The sequence below is a fragment of the Pseudoteredinibacter isoporae genome (assembly GCF_011602085.1).
Classification (GTDB): Bacteria; Pseudomonadota; Gammaproteobacteria; order Pseudomonadales; family Cellvibrionaceae; genus Pseudoteredinibacter; species Pseudoteredinibacter isoporae.
This window is the reverse complement of sequence record NZ_JAAONY010000001.1, coordinates 458537-477377: the sequence shown is the minus strand read 5'-3', so window position 1 is coordinate 477377 and position 18841 is coordinate 458537. Positions and strand designations below refer to the sequence as shown.

The following is an 18841-nucleotide window of genomic DNA, read 5'->3' as shown; positions in this document are numbered from 1 at the left end:
TAAGACTACACGGAGATAAAAAGCAATGTTATATCAAGCGCGCAGCTTGTTAAGCCGGCTGCTGGCCGCCTGTTTTTTGGCCGCCTTTTCGACGCAGTCTATGGCCGAAGAAGAGGTTGAGCGATGGGGGCTCAATATGACTGAAGGTGTCACCACCGTCAGTCGTGATATTTTCGGCTTGCACATGAATATCCTCTGGTGGTGCGTAGGCATCGGCGTAGTGGTGTTTGGTGTGATGTTTTACACCATGCTTGCCCATCGCAAATCCAAAGGGGCCAAGGCCGAAAATTTCCATGAGAGCACCACGCTGGAAATTATCTGGACGATTATTCCTTTCGTCATCTTGATCATTATGGCAATTCCTGCCACCACAACCCTGAAGCAAATCTATGACACTGATGAAGCGGACATGGATGTTGTGATTACCGGTTATCAGTGGAAGTGGAAATACGAATACCTCGGTCAGGATGTCAGCTTTTTCTCCTTGTTGAGTACGCCTGTTGCTGAAATTCAAAACCAGCAAAAGAAGAACCCCAACTATCTGTTGGAAGTGGATGAGCCTCTTGTGATTCCCATTAATAAAAAGGTTCGTTTTCTGATTACTGCGAATGATGTTATTCACTCCTGGTGGGTGCCCGACCTCGCGGTTAAGAAAGATGCGATTCCCGGCTTTATGAATGCCGCCTGGACTCGGGTGGAAGAGCCTGGCATTTACCGGGGACAGTGTGCGGAACTGTGCGGTAAGGATCATGGCTTTATGCCCATCGTAGTGAAAGCGGTTCCCCAGGAAGAATACGATCAGTGGATCACTGAGCGCCGTGAAATGGCGGCCAAATTAAAAGCGATGGCAAATCAGACGTTTACCTTTGACGAGCTGTATGCAAAAGGCGAACAAGTGTACAACACGGTTTGTGCTGCTTGCCACCAGCCCAATGGTGAAGGTATTCCCCCAACCTTCCCGGCGATTAAAGGCAGCCCTATTGCCACGGGCCCACTTGCTGAACATATGGATATCGTGATTAACGGTAGCCGTACAAACCCTGCCATGGCGGCTTTTGGCGATCAAATTTCTGAAGTTGATCTCGCAGCCGTTGTCACTTTCCAGCGCAATGCCTTTGGCAATAATATGGGCGATACCGTTCAGCCCATTGATGTGCTTAAAGCAAAACAACAATAAAGGAGGCACGTCATGGCACACGGTCCTGCAAAAGGTTTTACTCGTTGGTTATACACAACCAACCACAAAGATATTGGCAGCATGTACCTCTGGTTCAGCTTTGCCATGTTTTTATTGGGCGGCGTATTCGCTTTGGTGATTCGCGCCGAACTGTTTGAACCGGGTTTGCAAATCGTTGAACCCGAACTGTTTAACCAGATGACCACCATGCACGGTTTGGTGATGGTCTTTGGTGCGGTAATGCCGGCCTTTGTTGGTTTGGCGAACTGGATGATTCCGATGATGATCGGCGCTCCGGATATGGCGCTGCCACGAATGAACAACTGGAGTTTCTGGATTCTTCCCTTTGCGTTCGCAATGATGACATCCACATTGTTTATGGAAGGTGGTGCACCGAATTTCGGCTGGACATTCTACGCACCGCTGTCGACAACCTATGCGCCTCCAAGCGTAACCTTCTTTATTTTCGCGGTGCATATTATGGGTGCATCTTCGATTATGGGTGCGATCAATATCATCGCAACCATTATGAATATGCGCGCGCCCGGCATGACGTATATGAAGATGCCGCTGTTCGTCTGGACGTGGTTTATTACCGCTTACTTGCTGATTGCGGTTATGCCGGTTCTGGCCGGTGTGGTTACCATGATGTTGTTTGATATTCACTTCGGCACCAGCTTCTTCGATGCGGCAGGCGGTGGTGATCCGGTCTTGTTCCAGCACGTGTTCTGGTTCTTCGGGCACCCCGAAGTGTACATCATGATTCTTCCGGCCTTCGGCATCGTGAGTGCGATTATTCCCACCTTTGCGCGTAAGCCTTTGTTTGGTTATTCCTCGATGGTTTACGCCACGGCCTCAATTGCGTTCCTGAGCTTTGTGGTTTGGGCGCACCATATGTTCACTGTCGGTATGCCATTGGCCGGCGAGCTGGCCTTTATGTATATGACCATGCTCATTGCTGTGCCTACCGGGGTGAAGGTGTTTAACTGGGTGACGACGATGTTCCGAGGGTCGATGACCTTTGAAACGCCGATGTTATTCTCGGTGGCCTTCGTGATTCTGTTTACCATTGGTGGCTTTTCAGGATTGATGTTGGCGATTGCGCCGGCAGACTTCCAGTACCACGATACCTATTTTGTTGTGGCGCATTTCCACTACGTGCTGGTACCAGGTGCTATTTTCTCGATCACGGCGGGCGTCTACTACTGGTTGCCGAAATGGTGCGGCAACATGTACAACGAAACCATGGGCAAGACGCATTTCTGGCTGGCCTTTATTGGTTTGAACCTGACGTTCTTCCCAATGCACTTCGCAGGTCTGTCGGGTATGCCGCGTCGTATTCCCGATTACAACATGATGTTTGCGGATTGGAACATGGTGTCGTCAGTGGGTGCATTCCTGTTTGGTGCGGCACAAATTATGTTCCTGTTCAATGTGATAGCGACCATTCGCGGCGGCCAGAAAGCCACCGATGAGGTCTGGGAAAATCCGGAAGGTCTGGAGTGGACAGTTGCTTCTCCTGCGCCATACCACACCTTTAGCAAACCACCTCAAGTGGACTAGGAGTTAAGCATGGCGGCAAAAGAAACCATGCGAGTAACCTGGCGGCTGCTGTTTACAGTCGTCGCCATGTTTATTTTTGCTGTATTTATCATGCCGCCTATCTATGACGTGTTTTGTGAAATTACCGGGTTAAACGGAAAAACCGGCGACCAGTATCAAGCTATATCAGCGGAAGTGGATAAGAGTCGCAAGGTTAAAGTGCAGTTTCTGGCAACGAATAATGAATCTATGCCTTGGCAATTCAAGCCAATGCAGAGTGAGATTTATGTCCACCCGGGTGAGGAAGTGGAAGTTAAATACTTCGCCACTAACCCAACGGCCGAAAATATGGTGGCCCAGGCTGTACCCAGTGTGATCCCGTTTAAGGCGGCAGAGTATTTCCATAAAACAGAATGTTTCTGTTTTAACAACCAGCCTCTGAAGGCGGGTGAAAGTACCGAAATGGCTCTGCGTTTTATTGTGGATATCGGTGTCGCCAAGTCGGTAAACACTATTACATTGTCATATACCTTGTTTGATATTACGGCGGCGGCAACGCAGCAATCGATCGCCCAAAATTAATGGCCAATCATAAGGCCACCCCAATAAATAACTGAAAAGGCGGGGATAGTTATGTCGAGTAGTCAAAACAATACCGTAGAACATGAAGAGTATTATGTTCCTGAACAAAGTAAGTTGCCTATTTTTGCGTCCATTGGTTTATTTTTAACGGTTTGGGGCGCGGCAAATTGGTTAAACGGCAGTGAAAACGGGCCGATGATTTTCTTTGGCGGTTCGTTGATGTTTGCTTTTGTTCTCTGGAATTGGTTTTCCATTGTCATCAGCGAAAACATTCAAGGCTTGAACAGCACGCAGTTGAAAAAGTCCTATGTCCTTGGCATGGCCTGGTTTATTTTTTCCGAGGTAATGTTCTTTGCGGCGTTCTTTGGTGCACTGTTTTATGTGCGCAGTCTGGCAGGCCCATGGCTCGCCGGGGAAGGCGATGCCGGCTTGGGTAATCACCTGATTTGGCCGGGATATGAGCATGAGTGGCCGGTTATGACAACGCCGGATATGGCAGCAAACGGTGAGGGTGCGACAATGCGTGGCCCGGATCAGAACATGAGTAACCCGGGGCTTGCCAACTGGTTTGGTTGGTTGCCCTTCTGGAACACTGCCATTCTATTGACATCCAGTGTCACGGTTCACATTGCCCACGGTGCCCTGAAAAAAGATAACCGCAGCCAGTTCAATCTGTGGCTGGGCCTTACAGTAGTGCTGGGTATCGCCTTTATTATTTTACAGATCGAAGAGTACGTACATGCCTATCAGGAAATGGGCTTGACGCTTGAGTCTGGTATTTATGGGGCGACGTTTTTCCTGCTGACCGGTTTCCACGGTGCGCACGTAACTCTCGGCACCTTTATGCTGTTGGTGATGTTCTTGCGTTCCGTACTGAAAGGCCACTTTAAATCGGACGACCACTTTGGTTTTGAATCGGCCAGTTGGTACTGGCACTTTGTGGATGTCGTATGGGTAGGTCTGTTCCTGTACGTTTATGTTTTTGGCTAATCGACAAGATCATTCAATTGCCGTCCTGCACAGGGGCTTGGCCACTGTGCAGGCGTTTATCCCAGGGCGCTTGGCTACGTAGTTCACCGCTGGTAAAACCGTAATAAACCGCACCTAGAAGTGCCGCCGCCAAAACGATTCGGATACCCAAAGCCATACGTAAACGATCAGATTCCTTACTGCCAAAATCCTTGAGTAAGAAATACAGGCCACTGGAAAGAGATAGCAAGACCCCGATAAACAGCAGGACAATAATTATTTTAATCGCCATTGGTCCATCCTCTGTTGGTAGTAAGCGTTGCAAAGTTTAACATTTAAATTAAACAAACCACTAAGCCTTCTCGTGGTAGTACTGTTACCGCTGCTGATCAGCTTGGGATTTTGGCAGCTGGATCGGGCGACAGAAAAAGAACAGATATTGACAACTCTTGAGGAAGTGAAGCGCCTTCCCGGTACACGCTGGGAGGCCAATGGCCTCGAAAGTGGGCGTCTGGTTCAGGCAACAGGGTATTTTGATACAGACAAATACTGGTTGCTGGATAATCGAATTCATCGCGGCAAAGTTGGCTTTGAAGTCATCATGCCGTTTTATACCGAAGGCAATATTGCCTTGGTGAATCGTGGCTGGATTGAAGGTGACCTAAGCCGTCGGTCGTTGCCGGAGTTGACTACTCCAAGTGGTGAATTGAGTATTGTGGGAAGAGTGCATATCGCAATGGAAAATGCTCTGGTGGATTTTCAGAGCAGTGACGGTTGGCCAAAGCTCATCAGTAGTGTTCATCTCGAAGCTATGTACAACAATCTGGAACAAAATAGAGCGATAACGGCTACTGACAACATCATCCGTTTACAACAGGACAGTCAGGCAGCGCTGGTCAGCGATTGGCCGGCGGTGAATGTTTTGCCACAAAAACACATTGCTTATGCGGTACAGTGGTTTGCCATGGCATTTGCCTTATTCGCTATGTACATCATATACAGCAGTAATATTCTGGTGGTTGCGGGTTTTAACAACGACAAGAGTTCTAATAAAAAAGAAGCTGAGTAGTATTCTATGGTTGCACAAGTACAAGACGCTGATAGCAGCATTAAGCCCAACAAAGGAATCGGCAATTGGCAGGCCGTTTTACTCTTTGGCATCATTGCATTGCCGATGATTTTGGCTTTGTTGATCTATAAAACCGGCATTGGCAAACCGGGTTCAACCATTAACGAAGGCGTGCTGCTGACGCCCGCAAAACAGGTAGATACTTTTGCGCATGCTGACACGCAAGGCCAAAGCTTATTGGCCAGCGGCAAGAAGTGGCGCCTGCTGATTCCCTATCACGCCGCTTGCAATGAAGCCTGTTTAAGTAATTTTTACATAACTCGCCAGGTTCATATTCGATTGGGTGAGAAAGCGCGTCGGGTCGAGCGAGTTATGGTGTCATTGGGTGCTATGACGCCCGCTCTGGAAACGTTACTGCTTGAACATCCCCGCCTGCGAGTAATGCCGGTGGACAGCGCAGTTTATTCAAACTGGTTAGCAGAAGCGTCTCTGCCTGAAGACAGCAATGTTCTTGAGCACTACTTCCTTGTTGATGAAAATGGTTTCGCCATGATGGCCTATAGCGCAGAGCATGATGGCAACAAGCTTCTTAAAGATATTAAGCGCGTACTGAAGTTTACCAGCGAAGAGTAGTGATGATGCAGGCAGGAACTTCGAATTTACTTTGGCAATATCGTCTGGTTCTGGCGTCGGTGGCGCTGGCATTTGTGGTGGTTGGCCTGGGGGCGTTTACGCGTCTGGTAGATGCCGGTCTTGGCTGTCCGGATTGGCCAGGCTGTTACGGTCATTTGTTGTGGCCGGATACGGTTGCAGAACAACAGGCCGCGGCGGTGAATTTTCCTGATTCACCTGTGGATACAGAAAAAACCTGGCCGGAAATGGTGCATCGTTATTTTGCCGGCAGCCTGGGACTGCTGATTGTTGCGATCGCATTCTTTGCGTATCAAGGTCGCAAGGAAGGCTTAGACCTGCCCATCAAACTGCCCGTCGCCTTAATTGCTCTGGTTACTTTGCAAGCCGCATTCGGTATGTGGACGGTGACATTGAAGCTGTTGCCTCAAGTGGTTACCGCACATTTATTGGGTGGTTTCTGCACCTTGTCTCTGTTGTGGTTATTGAGTCTTCGCATTCGCTCCAGATTTACAGAATGGAAAGCCTGTCAAAATCGTGGGCCGATCAAGCTGGCAGTGGTTTTGTTGTTCCTCGTGGTGCTTCAGATTGCGTTGGGAGGCTGGGTCAGCTCGAACTATGCCGCATTGGCCTGCGCTGATTTGCCGACGTGTCAGGGACAGTGGTGGCCTGCAGCCAACTTTTCGGAAGGCTTTGAATTGACCCATCAGATTGGACCGAATTATGAAGGTGGTTTATTAGGGTTAGAAGCAAGGACAGCCATTCACCTGGCCCATCGAATTGGCGCGATTATCGTTTTGTTGGTGTCTTTGGTATTTATTTTCAGACTCTGGCAGAAACACTTTAACGGTTCTGCTCTGACAATATTGGCCGCCTTAGGTGTTCAAGTTGCGTTGGGTCTGAGCAATGTATTTTTTGCCTTGCCTTTGGCGGTAGCGGTAGCCCACAATATCGGTGGTGCCGTTTTATTACTGGTTTTGATCAGTATCATTTATAAGCTATACAAAAATAATCAACTCACGGCGATGAGGGTAGCGTGATGAGCACAACAAGCGTTGTAAAAACGAATCATACTAACTGGCGCGACTATCTCGAGCTTTGTAAGCCGGGCGTTGTGTTGCTCATGATACTGACCAGTGTCATTGGCATGTTGCTGGCGGTTCCCGGTGCGGTGCCTCTGGACATTTTTCTGTTGGGGAATTTGGGTATTGCCCTTTGCGCTGGCTCGGCCGCGACAGTTAACCATTTGGTTGATCGCCAGATTGACCAAAAGATGGCGCGCACTTTGAATCGCCCCGTTGCCCGAGGTCGTGTAGAGCCCCTTAACGCTGCGATTTTCGCCCTGGTGCTGGGCAGTGTGGGCATGGCGATCCTGTTACTGTTTGTTAATGAAATTACAGCCTATTTAACCCTGGCTTCCTTGCTGGGTTATGCGGTGGTGTACACCCTGTTCTTAAAGCGTGCGACGCCACAAAATATTGTTATCGGTGGAATCGCCGGCGCTGCACCTCCACTGTTAGGCTGGACGGCGGTTACCGGTGAAGTGGCTGGCCACGGTCTGCTGTTGATGTTGATTATCTTCGCCTGGACGCCGCCGCATTTCTGGGCGTTGGCTGTGCACCGTAAAGATGAATACGCCAAGGCCGATATTCCGATGTTGCCGGTAACCCATGGCGAGCACTACACCAAAATTCATATTTTGCTTTACACCATTATTCTGTTGGCAGTAAGCCTGCTACCATTTGCCACAGGCATGCTGAATTGGTTTTATCTTTTGGGTGCGGTAGGCTTAGGGCTAGGTTTCGTTTATTGGGCGCTGGTCATGTTACTGACCGATCGAAAAAATGCTGGCATGCAGACTTTTAAGTACTCCATTATTTATTTGATGTGCTTATTTGTCGTGATGCTGATTGATCACTACGCCTTTCCTGTACGCATGGTGATTGCGCCCTAGAATTGATTCATGGCCCACAAGGAGGCTTCGGTGAGTGAAGTAAACACTGAGCGCGATTCCAGTTCTGCACCGGGTTCTGCGAGTGCAGAACAAAAGGCGGGCATCATTAAAACCGTTGTTGGTATCGTCATCGCCATTGCAATTATGCTGATGATGTTTATCCATAAGATAAATTCCCCTCGTGTTCTTACCAATGAAGAGCTGCGCATTAATGGGCTCTTTGTTCTTGATCAGCCGAGAATACTGTCCGACTTTGAATTGAAGAGTCATCGCGGAGAAGCCTTTACTAAAGAGAGCTTGAACGGGAAGTGGAGCTTGGTGTTTTTCGGGTTTACTCACTGTCCGGATATCTGCCCGACGACAATGGCGTTGTTAAATGAGTTAATGACCGAGTTGAATGGCAGCATTCTCGATCAAAGTCAGGTGATTATGGTGACGGCGGACCCGGCTCGGGATTCAGTGGAAAAGTTGGCCGAGTATGTACCGTTTTTTAATCCGGAGTTTACGGGAGTAACCGGCGATTTTCTCAGCTTGAAACGATTGGGAAATCAGTTGAATGTGCCCTTTGTGAAAGTACCGCAGGGCGATAGCTATACGATTGATCACGGTGGTCAGGTGGTTATTATTAATCCCCGTGGAGATTACCATGGCTTTATGAGCACGCCGTTGGATCTGGCCCGCATGAAGCTGACTTACCAGTCGATGGTCACAGCGTCGACGTGTTGCGGGCAGTAATGGTCGCTCAGCATTAGTTCTTTATCCAAATACTGGTCATTAATTTTCTTCAGCTCGCCACTGCTGCGCATCTCCTCGAGTATGGGGCCAAGTACCGGGGCGAGCTTCATAGCTTTTGGACTTTTTCTGGACAAGGCCAGGTAAGTAGGCCTTGGCATGGTGAAGCGTTTGGGCTGAATATGCAGGGAATCCTCAACACCCATTTGTGTCGCGGTGTATCCGAGAACGGTAATATTGCTTAAATAATACTGCAGACGGTTACGTTGTAGAGCTTTGATACCCAGTTCCGTTGTATTGAATTGCTTCAATTCAAAACGTTTTTCCTGTTGTGCCTCACTGAATTGTTTATTGACATAAAAGCCTGAGTTCAAGCCGATGGTTTTATGGAACAGGTCGCTGAACTTCTCAACGGCTTTATCATTGTCTTTATTACTGACAATCACATAAGACTCATAGTGCAGCGGCGTCATTAGATAGCGGCCCCAGTTGAGTCGCTTTTGATTTAGATAAATAGGCAGTACGCCGTCAAAATTGCCCGTAGCAACTTCATGGATACTGCGTCGCCAGGGAGTGCAATGAATCTCGAGTTCCAGATTCGCTTTCGCCATAGCTTCACTGATGATGCGAATATCGAGCCCCTCAATAGCCATATTGTTTTCATCGCAAATGACAAACGGGGGATATTCCACCGTTGTGAAACGAAAAGCGCGATCAGATTGTGTGGCGGAGGTATCCACAGCCAAGGCGCTGGAGACAAAAGAACAAACCGACAGAGTTAGGAAAGAAACGCGGTTCATATTGAATAAAATCCACAAGGCACGAGAGTGACATTAGAATTCCGTTTCTGTGCTGCCATCTTTTTAATATGTGGCACAGTCTAAATGAGGGATGATTAAGCAGCAAGAAGGATTATTTTTGGCTGAGAACTTTAGCGCTTATTTTTCCGAACATAAACACCAGGCAGGCTGCGGTTACAATACTGGGGCCCGTGGGCACATCCCAATGAAACGAGGCTAACATGCCAGCACCAAGAGCAAGGAGTGCAGCACTCATGGCGAGCACAGCCATTCTTCCGGGACCATTGGATAGCATACGGGCACTGGCGGCGGGAATAATCATGAGCGCAGTAATTAGTAAAGCACCCACAAGCTTCATGGCCATTGCCGTAACAAAAGCAATGGCGATCATTAAAATAACTTTGTGGCGTTCAACCGCAATGCCTTCCACTTTTGCCAGATCTTCATTGAGACACAGGCAGACCAGTGAATCCCAATAACGAATTAAATAGGCGGCCAGAATCAAGCCGCAGAAACCAAGGAGTATTACGTCTCTATAGGTTGCGGCAAGAAGGTCACCAAAAAGATATCCATACAAATCCACACGTCCGGCGCCGGCCACAGTAATAGCGATAATACTGATAGCGAGGCTGCCGTGAGATAAAACCCCCAACCAGGTGTCTGCACTCAGTTGACTGTCTTGCCGAACCTGGGACAGAAGCAATGCCAACACTACGCAACTCATCACAATTGCCAGCTGCGGAGAAACGCTGAGAATCAAACCCAGTGCAACACCGAGCAGTGCCGCATGGGCAAGAGCATCACCGAAATAGGCGAGGCGACGCCAGACCACAAAGCAACCTAATGGGCCAGCCATCAGCGCAACAAAAATACCCGTAAGAACAGGCGCAAGCAGTAAATCCAGCATATTAGTGATTGTGATTACAGGGTTCGATAAGCTCACCGTGAACACCATGCTGGTGGTCATGGTGGTGTGTGTAGAGCGCAACGTTCGCTGCCTGTTGCTGCCCAAACAGTTTCAGGTATTCAGGGTGCAAACTGACTTTTTCAGGATGCCCATGGCAGCAGATGTGTTGATTCAGGCAAATCACTTCATCGGTAGCGGCCATTACAAAATGCAAATCGTGGGAAACCATTAAAACGCCGCAGTTGAGTTCATCGCGCAGCTGGGCGATCAAGCGATACAGTTCAGCCTGGCCATTGACATCCAAGCCTTGGGCTGGCTCGTCGAGAATCAACAGTTGAGGCTTTTTCAGAATGGCTCGACAGAGCAATACTCTCTGTAATTCCCCGCCCGAAAGCGATTGCATGGGGCGCTCGAAAATACAGCGGACGTCTGTTTTTTCCGCGCTCTCAAAAAAATGCTCGTCGCGCTTCTGATTTAAAGATAAAAACGCCAACACGGTAATGGGGAGGCTGGCATCCAGATTGAGTTTCTGGGGCATATAACCGATGCGCAGGCCTTCTTTAATGTGCAGATGTCCCTCGTCAATTTTGAGGAGTTTCATCAAGGCGCGAATCAAGGTGGTTTTGCCAGCCCCATTGGGGCCAATCAGGCTGACCACCTTACCGGCCTGCAAACTGAGGCTGGCTTTATCAACCAGCGTGCGTCCTTGTCGGTGTATGGAAAGGGATTCGGCTTTAAGTAAAAAGGGTTCAGTCACCCGCCGTCTCCAGGCAGTGCTGGCACATTCCGCTTAATTCCATATTTTGCTGGCGGATGTCAAAGCCGCTGTTTTTTTGCAGCTTTCCCACTGCGCCCTGAAAACCACCGGGATCGACTTCGATAGCGAGATTGCAGGAGGTGCAAATCAGAAAGTAACAGTGGTGTTCGTGGCTCGGGTCCTGGCAGCCTATATAGGCATTGAGGGAGTTGATTCGGTGAATCAATCCAAGCTCAAGCAGAAAATCCAGTGCCCGGTAAACCGTGGGCGGGGCAATGCGTTTCTGCTCGCCTTCGGCCAGGCTGTCCATGATGGTATACGCACCGACCGGACGATGGCTGTCCCAGATGAGCCTGAGAACCTTTTCGCGGGTTTTGGTGAGCTTTTGCTGCTTTTCTCTGCAGAGTTCGCGCGCAGTGTTCAGGGCGGCATCAATACAGGCTTGATGATCGTGATCCGGGTGCGCGGCGGGGGCATCCATTTTGCTTAGCATAGGCAAAGTGTCCAACTGATATCGTGTTACAATATAACATAAGCATCAATTTTGAGGTATGTCGTACACATGTGGAGTAGTTTGCAGCGGTTTGTTCTGCTGTTTTTAATGGGACTTCCGGCAAGCTGGGCCGATGAGGGAAAACCGAAGGTTCTTGCCAGCATTGAGCCACTGGCAAAAATTGCGCGTGAACTGCTTGGTGATTCCGCCGACGTCGAAGTGTTATTACCAGCGGGGGCAAATCCGCATCAATATGCTCTGAAAATCTCTGATCTGGCTCGTATCAAGTCGTCAACGCTACTGATTTGGAATGGTCCAAGACTGGAACCCTATTTAAAAGCCGCCGTGGCAAAGACGGCCGTTGCCCACATCAATTTCCACTCGAGCCAGGGAGGGAAAGCCAGTGCTTTGCACGAGGATCCTCACTATTGGTTGAGCCCGGAACGAGCATCGGCAATGGCAGCAGCCATGGCGCACCACCTGGGGCTTCCGGAGCAGCACATTCAGGAATATCAGCTTGAGAGAGAAGCGCTGTTAGAACGTTGGAAAACGCGTTTGGCAGGCAAAAAGCTGGCGGTCTACCACGATGGCTATGAACACTTGGCTGCACCCTTCGGTTTTGAGGTGTTGGCCGCCGTCTCGGCCGGCGAAGGCAAAGGCATCAGCATTGCCAAGCGCTTAAAGTTGAAACAGGAACTGAAAGCGGCCAGCTGTCTGCTGGCCGAGCCCTATAGCGAAGCTGAGCGTGCAAAGTTGCTGGCTGAGCAGGAAGGCTTAAAGCTTGTTTGGATAGACCCGCTGGCACATCAGGCGCCTGAGCCGTTCTATCACCCCTGGATGGAACGCATGATGTCAGATCTTAGTGGTTGTTTCGAGGATCTTACAGAAAGATAGATAATAAAAAGGCCAACATTGTGTTGGCCTTTTTATTGGAAATTACTGCTTCGGGGGCAGCTGGAACTGACGTTCGGTTTTCACCGCCATCTTGCGCTCCAGCTTAGCGTTCAGCTTATCGGTTAACTCTTGATGCTGTGCTTCAAGCTCAAGCAGCTTTGATTCAGTGGTGCTGGTAGTCATTTTTTCTACCGCCCAGCTGTAATTCGCGCCTGCTTCAGCAATGGCAACGGCGATATTGGATACCGCAACTTCCTTGGCCATAACACTGGGTACAAACAGTGCTAGGGCAACGTACAAACCAAATTTTTTCATACTGTAGCCCTCCTTTCTAAAGGCAAAAATAAAAGTGATCAGCTTGGTTTTACTGATCACTTGGAATTCAAAATACGAGCGAATTGAGTGGTGTTACCCGCAATCAATTCGTTTTGTTACTTTGCGTTACATATTGTAGTCGCTGTTCAATAAATGCGCTAGTAAGGTCGATGGTAAAGATTGGTAAGGCTTATATGACAGGGCTGTAACGTAAGTAAATACAAACCCAATGTTATGAGGTGAATATTAAATTTAGCGTAACAAAGGGTAACAAAATGGAAGTTGCACAGCTCAATCCACCGTAGACCCAATGCCGGGGCAATCTAGTGTATGCTTCGCTATTTACCCAGCAAGAGACACCCTATGTCGGACACTCAGCAGGCCCCACTGGTTTTGGTGGATGGCTCTTCGTATTTATATCGTGCATTTCATGCTTTACCCCCCCTCACTAATTCAAAAGGTCAGCCCACCGGAGCGGTAAAAGGGGTGATTAATATGCTGAGGCGCCTGCAGAAGGATTATCAGGGCAGTGAAGTTGCCGTTATTTTCGATGCCAAAGGAAAGACGTTCCGCGACGATATCTACCCGGACTACAAAGCGAATCGTCCACCGATGCCTGATGAGTTGCGCAGCCAAATTGAACCGATTCACCAGATTATTCGTGCTATGGGACTGCCCCTGATAGCGATTCCTGGCGTGGAAGCCGATGATGTGATTGGTACTCTGGCTGAGCAGGCCACTGGCATTGGTATGGATGTGGTGGTGTCCACGGGCGATAAAGATATGGCCCAGTTGGTGAACAAGCACGTCACTCTCGTGAACACCATGACCGAAACCGTGATGGATATTGCCGGCGTAGAAGACAAGTTCGGTTTGCCACCGGAGCTGATCATTGATTACCTGGCGTTGATGGGTGACAAGGTCGATAACATTCCGGGTGTACCCGGTGTGGGTGAAAAAACGGCATTGGCCCTGTTGCAGGGGCTGGGTGGTTTGAACGATATCTATGATCGCCTGGATGATATTGCTGCCCTGGGGTTCCGGGGTTCTAAAACCATGAGACAGAAGCTGATCGACAACCGTGACCAAGCTTTCCTGTCTTATGAGCTGGCCACTATCAAGCTGGATGTCGACATGGATCTTGGACCGGCTGATCTAAAGCAAAGTGCGCCCGAGCAAGATGCGTTGATGGGTTTGTTCCAGGAGATGGAATTTAAATCCTGGGTCAGTGAGTTGGGTGATGCCGAAGAGGGTGACTCTGCCCAAGGCGGTTCAGCTCCCCAGATTGCCGAGGTGGAGTATCAAACCATCCTGACGGAAGAAGAATTGCTGCCTTGGTTGGAAGCTCTGGCAAAAGCGGAGCTGTTTGCCTTTGATACTGAAACTGACAGCCTCAATTACATGCAGGCCCAATTGGTGGGCGTGTCTTTTGCTGTTGAGGCGGGCAAGGCGGCCTATGTACCTTGCGCCCACGATTATCTGGATGCACCGGATCAGATTGATAGGGAGCGCTTACTAACTCTGCTTAAGCCTATTCTAGAGGACCCCGATAAAGCCAAAGTCGGGCAAAACCTGAAATACGATAAAAGTGTTCTGGCGAACTACGATGTCCAGCTTAACGGTATCGCCTACGACACCATGCTGGAATCCTATTGCCTGAACAGCACCGCCAATCGCCACGATATGGATACTCTGGCGAAAACTCACCTCGATGTGGATACCGTGCACTTTGAGGACATTGCGGGTAAGGGCGCCAAGCAACTGACCTTCAATCAGATTGATCTGGATACAGCCGGACATTATGCGGCTGAAGATGCGGACATCACTCTGCGTTTGCACCAAGCCCTGTGGCCGCAACTGCAAGAGGACGAGGGTCCTTGCTCAGTATTTGAAAAGATCGAGTTGCCACTGGTGCCGATTCTCTCGAAGATCGAGCGGCAGGGGGCTTATCTGGATTGCCAGCGTTTGGGCCAGCAGAGCCTGGAGCTTGCCGAGCGTATGGATGCCCTGGAGAAGGAAGCCTTTGACCTGGCCGGAGAAGAGTTCAATTTGGGCTCACCAAAACAGTTGGGCGCCATCCTGTTTGAAAAGCTTGAGTTACCGGTGATCAAAAAGACACCGAAGGGTGCGCCGTCGACGGCAGAAGAGGTGTTGCAGGAACTTGCTCTGGATTACCCGTTACCCAAGCTTTTAATGGAATATCGCGGGCTTTCGAAGCTGAAGTCGACCTATACGGACAAGTTACCGCAGATGGTTCAGCCGGAAACGGGCCGGGTACACACCTCCTACCATCAGGCCGTGACCGCAACCGGGCGTTTATCGTCTTCTGACCCTAACCTGCAGAATATCCCGATTCGTACCGAGGAAGGACGCCGTGTACGTCAGGCCTTTGTGGCCCCCGAAGGCTATAAGATTGTTGCGGCGGATTATTCGCAAATTGAGCTGCGCATCATGGCCCATTTGTCGCAGGACCAAGGCCTGTTGAGTGCCTTTGCTCAGGGCTTGGATGTGCACAGGGCGACGGCGGCGGAGGTCTTTGATTGCGATATTGATGCTGTCAGCACTGAACAGCGACGCAGTGCCAAAGCGATTAACTTTGGTTTGATCTATGGCATGTCCGCCTTTGGCTTGGCCAAACAGCTGCATATTGGCCGTAACGATGCCCAACAATATATGGATCTCTACTTCGAGCGCTACCCGGGCGTGCAGGGCTATATGAACGATACTCGTGCTCTAGCGGCCGAGAAGGGTTATGTTGAGACCCTGTTTGGTCGCCGTCTCTATTTGCCGGAGATTAATTCCCGTAACGGCATGCGTCGTCAGGCAGCAGAGCGCACGGCGATCAATGCACCCATGCAGGGAACTGCCGCGGATATCATCAAGCTGGCGATGATCTCAGTGGATGAGTGGTTGGAGAAAAGTGGTCTCGATGCCCGCATGATCATGCAAGTTCACGACGAATTGGTGCTCGAAGTCACCGAATCCGATTTGGATGAGGTCATTGCCGGCCTGACTGAAGCCATGTCGAGCGCCGCGAATCTCGATGTTCCGCTCTTGGTCGAAGCCGGTGTCGGCGACAACTGGGATGAGGCCCATTAAGCCGTGATACGGCGGGTATAAAAGAACTCAAAAAACATTAAAAATTTGTCATGTTTGTGGGAACTTCTCCCGGTGAGCTGAGTCATAAGTAACAGTTAATGTGACTCTCCTCTCTATTGATTAACTGAAATTTCAGTACTTGCTAGAATTTTAAGCAACCCCGGCCAAATGGTGCGGGGTTTTTTATTGCCTGAACAAAACGGTGGGGAAGTTCTGCCCTCCCTGTGATTTTTCCGGGCAATAAAAAACCCGGCGCCAGGGCCGGGTTTTGATCACGCCTTAAGTTGACTTAGAAGTTGTACTTCGCGGTCAGGCCGTAGGTGCGTGGCGCCTGCTGAAGGAAGGCACTCAAGCTGTTGGTCTGGAAGGTCGAGGAGAAAGATGCGTACACTTCATCATCTGTCAGGTTCTTACCCCACAGTTCCAATGCCCAGGCACCATCTTGCGAGCCAATGCCTACTGTGGCATTGATGGTGTTGATGTCCTGCTCACTTAAAGGCTCATTCGCGGACTGACGGAAGAAGTCAGAACGGTAATTCGCGCTTACGTTCGCATTAAACTCCAGATCATCACTGATTGGCTGGTTATACGCCACCATCAAAGAGGCATTGAAGTCAGAGGTCTGGACCACGCGCTGACCGGACAGGTCGTTGGTGTTGGCGCCTTGGCCAGCTACGCCCTGAGCGATGGTGATTGGGCCATCAGGAAACTCATCATACTGGACATCCTGCCAAACCATACCGCCGCTGAAGAACCAGTTCTCATTAGGTTTGAAGGCGAAATCGACTTCCAAACCCTTACCGTCGGTTTTCGCGGCGTTACGCACAACGAAGCCGGTGCCGATAAAGCTCTGGAACTGATAATCCTCAAGCTCCTGGAAGAATATCGCAGCGTTCAATTGCAGACGATTGTCCATTAAGCGAGACTTGAAACCCACTTCGAAGGTGTCGACCACTTCTGGTTCGAAGATAACCGCATTTGGATCGGCCACATGGTTGCCCGGGGTAGTGCTTGGGCCGGCACGGTCGAGGTTCAAGCCACCTGACTTGTAGCCGCGAGCGTAACGGGCATATGTGCTCATATCTTCGTTGAACTGGTAGTTCACGCTGATAGTTCCAGAGATGTTGTCATCGTCATAATTGGCAGAGAAGGGATCGTAAGGAACGACCAACTGAAGGCCGCGAGCACCGGCTGCCAGTTGTTGAGCGCCGCCAACCAGTTGTGCTGAACCTGGATCACCCGCTGCAGCCGCACCTTGAATGCCTGCCAAAGTAGCATTTACCACCTGTGCTGGCGTACCCAATGGGAAGACGCCATTTTGAACCGCCAGTGCGGCCAGGTAGGTATTGAACAGAGCGTCTGGACCAATTTCAGAGAATGGGTTGTTGAAGTCTGGAATGTAATCCGCTTTCTTTTCTTCATCAGAGTAACGCAGACCCAGAGTAACGCTCAGGTCGTCGTTAACGTTCCAGGTAGCCTGGCCGAAGAAGGCGAAGCTTTCCGCAGAGTAGTCGTTACCGCTACCACCCTTGCCATCCGGGCCGTAATACAAAGAACCAATTTGAGTTGGGGCAATGTTACCCAACGCAGCCTGACCCACTTCCGCCAGCGTGATCAGGTTGGCGTCATTGGTTGGGTTAGCATCGATAGAACCCAGTGCGTTTACATAGGCGCGCAGGTCCGTACCGAAGGGCAATGGTGAGTTGTATTCAATTTCCTGGTCGAATACGAAGGCACCTACTGTCCAATCGATGGTGTTGGAACCGGTGGATGCCCAACGAATTTCCAGGCTGCGCTCATCATTATCAAAAGTTTGAATACGAGTCAGAATGTCGGCCGAGTTGTGGTCGGCATCCAGTGCCTGGAAGTTTTCATAGTTACGGCTGGAAGCAATAACGGTCAGGGCAGTGTCACCCAGATCCCAGTTCAGCTCAGCTGAAATACCGGTGTCATCAATCTTGTCTTCATAGGGCTGGTTCGAGGTGAACTGACGGTCAAAAACATCCCGCAGACTGGAATTCGGCAGTCCGCCATATGGGAATGGGCTGGCGGGCAAACGCGCAAACTGCGGACCATCAACCAAATCGATAGCATTTTGTGCTGGGCCGTACAGTAGTGGCGTTGCGGCACAGCAGTTTTCATCGGAGTGGGACTTGTCGGCAATGATTCGCAGAGTGGCGTCATCGCTGATGTCCCAAAGCAACTGACCGCGCAAGCTGTAACGGTCGCGGTTTTGAGCTTCGGCACCGGTAAATGGGTTATCCATAAAGCCGTCACGCTCGTGCCAGGAACCTGAAATACGGCCAGCCAATTTATCTTCGACCAGTGAGCCTGTTGCTGAAGCGCGCACTTGTTTGAAACCGTAGTTACCTACGCTGACTTCCATCGTGCCTGCGGCTTCATGGGATGGCGCTGCAGTGCGGACACTAACAACACCTGCTGAGGTGTTACGACCAAACAGGGTTCCCTGTGGGCCTTTTAAAACCTCAATGCCTTCGATGTCGACATAGTCCGACATGGCGGAACCCGGGCGACCACGATATACACCGTCAATAAAGATACCAACTGACTGTTCGAAACCAGCGTTGTTACCCGAGGTGCCCATGCCGCGAATGTAGATTGAGGTATCGGAGGCACCGGTCGAGTTATCGATGCTCAGGGAGGGTGAAATCTGGGTCAAATCGTTAATATCACGAACTTTGGCCTGATCCAGAGAATCGGCACTGTAGCTGGATACGGAAACGGGTACTTCAAGAATAGATTGCTCACGTTTTTGAGCATATACAACGATTTCTTCAAGCTCGGTGCTTTGTTGTGCAAATGTTGAGCTTGCGCCTACAGCCATAGCAATAGCTGTAGCCAACACTGTTGGTCGGTGGTGTAGTGTCATGGTGACATCCTCTGTTGCAACTTCATTTTTA

General features: G+C 49.9%; 18 protein-coding genes. 11 read left to right on the top strand and 7 right to left on the bottom strand.

Translation table 11 applies throughout. The features are described 5' to 3' along the window. Positions 1-25 precede the first annotated feature (25 nt). From coxB to G8768_RS02035, 4 genes are read left to right on the top strand one after another with little or no spacing between them, the layout of a single operon-like run. Positions 26-1177 carry a cytochrome c oxidase subunit II gene (coxB, locus tag G8768_RS02050; RefSeq protein WP_166852156.1) on the top strand — a complete coding sequence of 384 codons (1152 nt, stop codon included), beginning with the start codon at positions 26-28 and terminating at the stop codon, positions 1175-1177. Between the two features lie 12 nt (positions 1178-1189). Beyond that, on the top strand, positions 1190-2740 hold the full coding sequence (gene ctaD / locus G8768_RS02045; protein WP_166852159.1) for a cytochrome c oxidase subunit I: 1551 nt from the start codon (positions 1190-1192) through the stop codon (positions 2738-2740). Between the two features lie 9 nt (positions 2741-2749). Next, positions 2750-3301 (top strand): cytochrome c oxidase assembly protein, encoded by a 552-nt coding sequence (locus G8768_RS02040; protein WP_166852162.1) that lies wholly within the window; start codon positions 2750-2752, stop codon positions 3299-3301. Positions 3302-3352: 51 nt separating this feature from the next. Continuing rightward, the gene (locus tag G8768_RS02035; RefSeq protein ID WP_166852165.1) at positions 3353-4291 is read left to right on the top strand and encodes a cytochrome c oxidase subunit 3; all 939 of its coding nucleotides are present in this window, start codon (positions 3353-3355) and stop codon (positions 4289-4291) included. A gap of 13 nt (positions 4292-4304) precedes the next feature. Here G8768_RS02035 and G8768_RS02030 read toward each other — a convergent pair whose 3' ends face one another. Further along, positions 4305-4562: a DUF2909 domain-containing protein gene (locus G8768_RS02030; protein WP_166852168.1), complete on the bottom strand. Its 258-nt coding sequence runs from the start codon at positions 4560-4562 to the stop codon at positions 4305-4307. 72 nt (positions 4563-4634) lie between these two features. On the opposite strand from G8768_RS02030, the gene G8768_RS02025 reads away from it, so the two are divergent. Genes G8768_RS02025 through G8768_RS02005 form a run of 5 tightly spaced genes read left to right on the top strand, consistent with a single transcriptional unit; the run spans position 4635 to position 8658 of the window. Continuing rightward, a complete protein-coding gene (locus G8768_RS02025; RefSeq protein ID WP_166852171.1) occupies positions 4635-5339 on the top strand; it encodes an SURF1 family cytochrome oxidase biogenesis protein in 705 nt (234 codons plus the stop codon). Positions 5340-5345: 6 nt separating this feature from the next. Continuing rightward, positions 5346-5972, top strand: a complete 627-nt coding sequence (locus tag G8768_RS02020; protein ID WP_166852174.1) for a hypothetical protein — start codon at positions 5346-5348, stop codon at positions 5970-5972. A gap of 2 nt (positions 5973-5974) precedes the next feature. After that, positions 5975-7009 carry a COX15/CtaA family protein gene (locus G8768_RS02015; RefSeq protein WP_208020054.1) on the top strand — a complete coding sequence of 345 codons (1035 nt, stop codon included), beginning with the start codon at positions 5975-5977 and terminating at the stop codon, positions 7007-7009. Beyond that, entirely contained in the window at positions 7009-7923 is a 915-nt protein-coding gene (cyoE, locus tag G8768_RS02010; protein WP_166852177.1) for a heme o synthase, read from the top strand. The genes G8768_RS02015 and cyoE overlap by 1 nt, the downstream gene beginning before the upstream one ends. A gap of 30 nt (positions 7924-7953) precedes the next feature. Further along, positions 7954-8658, top strand: a complete 705-nt coding sequence (locus tag G8768_RS02005) for an SCO family protein (RefSeq protein ID WP_341800959.1) — start codon at positions 7954-7956, stop codon at positions 8656-8658. Here the strand turns inward: G8768_RS02005 and G8768_RS02000 are convergent. The 4 genes from G8768_RS02000 to G8768_RS01985 all read right to left on the bottom strand — a co-directional run bounded on the left by G8768_RS02000 (position 8616) and on the right by G8768_RS01985 (position 11612). Beyond that, positions 8616-9455, bottom strand: a complete 840-nt coding sequence (locus tag G8768_RS02000) for a substrate-binding periplasmic protein (protein WP_166852183.1) — start codon at positions 9453-9455, stop codon at positions 8616-8618. The two genes, G8768_RS02005 and G8768_RS02000, sit on opposite strands and share 43 nt — an antisense overlap. Before the next feature lie 112 nt (positions 9456-9567). Further along, on the bottom strand, positions 9568-10398 hold the full coding sequence (locus G8768_RS01995) for an iron chelate uptake ABC transporter family permease subunit (RefSeq protein WP_341800958.1): 831 nt from the start codon (positions 10396-10398) through the stop codon (positions 9568-9570). Next, on the bottom strand, positions 10364-11119 hold the full coding sequence (gene znuC, locus G8768_RS01990) for a zinc ABC transporter ATP-binding protein ZnuC (protein ID WP_166852188.1): 756 nt from the start codon (positions 11117-11119) through the stop codon (positions 10364-10366). The genes G8768_RS01995 and znuC overlap by 35 nt, the downstream gene beginning before the upstream one ends. Continuing rightward, positions 11112-11612: a Fur family transcriptional regulator gene (locus tag G8768_RS01985; RefSeq protein WP_243749345.1), complete on the bottom strand. Its 501-nt coding sequence runs from the start codon at positions 11610-11612 to the stop codon at positions 11112-11114. The genes znuC and G8768_RS01985 overlap by 8 nt, the downstream gene beginning before the upstream one ends. Positions 11613-11681: 69 nt before the next feature. On the opposite strand from G8768_RS01985, the gene G8768_RS01980 reads away from it, so the two are divergent. Further along, complete coding sequence (locus G8768_RS01980; protein WP_166852191.1) at positions 11682-12506, top strand: metal ABC transporter substrate-binding protein; 825 nt, start codon at positions 11682-11684, stop codon at positions 12504-12506. Positions 12507-12548: 42 nt separating this feature from the next. Here the strand turns inward: G8768_RS01980 and G8768_RS01975 are convergent, their stop codons facing one another. Beyond that, positions 12549-12821 carry a hypothetical protein gene (locus tag G8768_RS01975; RefSeq protein ID WP_166852194.1) on the bottom strand — a complete coding sequence of 91 codons (273 nt, stop codon included), beginning with the start codon at positions 12819-12821 and terminating at the stop codon, positions 12549-12551. A gap of 363 nt (positions 12822-13184) precedes the next feature. On the opposite strand from G8768_RS01975, the gene polA reads away from it, so the two are divergent. Next, positions 13185-15920 carry a DNA polymerase I gene (polA, locus tag G8768_RS01970; RefSeq protein ID WP_166852197.1) on the top strand — a complete coding sequence of 912 codons (2736 nt, stop codon included), beginning with the start codon at positions 13185-13187 and terminating at the stop codon, positions 15918-15920. A 289-nt stretch (positions 15921-16209) separates the two neighbouring features. Here polA and G8768_RS01965 read toward each other — a convergent pair whose 3' ends face one another. Further along, complete coding sequence (locus G8768_RS01965) at positions 16210-18810, bottom strand: TonB-dependent receptor (protein WP_166852200.1); 2601 nt, start codon at positions 18808-18810, stop codon at positions 16210-16212. Positions 18811-18841 lie beyond the last annotated feature (31 nt).

Coding starts and splice junctions, on each gene's coding strand:
- coxB (WP_166852156.1), top strand. CDS start 26: ATGTTATATCAAGCGCGCAGCTTGTTAAGCCGGCTGCTGGCCGCCTGT.
- ctaD (WP_166852159.1), top strand. CDS start 1,190: ATGGCACACGGTCCTGCAAAAGGTTTTACTCGTTGGTTATACACAACC.
- G8768_RS02040 (WP_166852162.1), top strand. CDS start 2,750: ATGGCGGCAAAAGAAACCATGCGAGTAACCTGGCGGCTGCTGTTTACA.
- G8768_RS02035 (WP_166852165.1), top strand. CDS start 3,353: ATGTCGAGTAGTCAAAACAATACCGTAGAACATGAAGAGTATTATGTT.
- G8768_RS02030 (WP_166852168.1), bottom strand. CDS start 4,562: ATGGCGATTAAAATAATTATTGTCCTGCTGTTTATCGGGGTCTTGCTA.
- G8768_RS02020 (WP_166852174.1), top strand. CDS start 5,346: ATGGTTGCACAAGTACAAGACGCTGATAGCAGCATTAAGCCCAACAAA.
- G8768_RS02015 (WP_208020054.1), top strand. CDS start 5,975: ATGATGCAGGCAGGAACTTCGAATTTACTTTGGCAATATCGTCTGGTT.
- cyoE (WP_166852177.1), top strand. CDS start 7,009: ATGAGCACAACAAGCGTTGTAAAAACGAATCATACTAACTGGCGCGAC.
- G8768_RS02000 (WP_166852183.1), bottom strand. CDS start 9,455: ATGAACCGCGTTTCTTTCCTAACTCTGTCGGTTTGTTCTTTTGTCTCC.
- G8768_RS01985 (WP_243749345.1), bottom strand. CDS start 11,612: ATGCTAAGCAAAATGGATGCCCCCGCCGCGCACCCGGATCACGATCAT.
- G8768_RS01980 (WP_166852191.1), top strand. CDS start 11,682: ATGTGGAGTAGTTTGCAGCGGTTTGTTCTGCTGTTTTTAATGGGACTT.
- G8768_RS01975 (WP_166852194.1), bottom strand. CDS start 12,821: ATGAAAAAATTTGGTTTGTACGTTGCCCTAGCACTGTTTGTACCCAGT.
- polA (WP_166852197.1), top strand. CDS start 13,185: ATGTCGGACACTCAGCAGGCCCCACTGGTTTTGGTGGATGGCTCTTCG.
- G8768_RS01965 (WP_166852200.1), bottom strand. CDS start 18,810: ATGACACTACACCACCGACCAACAGTGTTGGCTACAGCTATTGCTATG.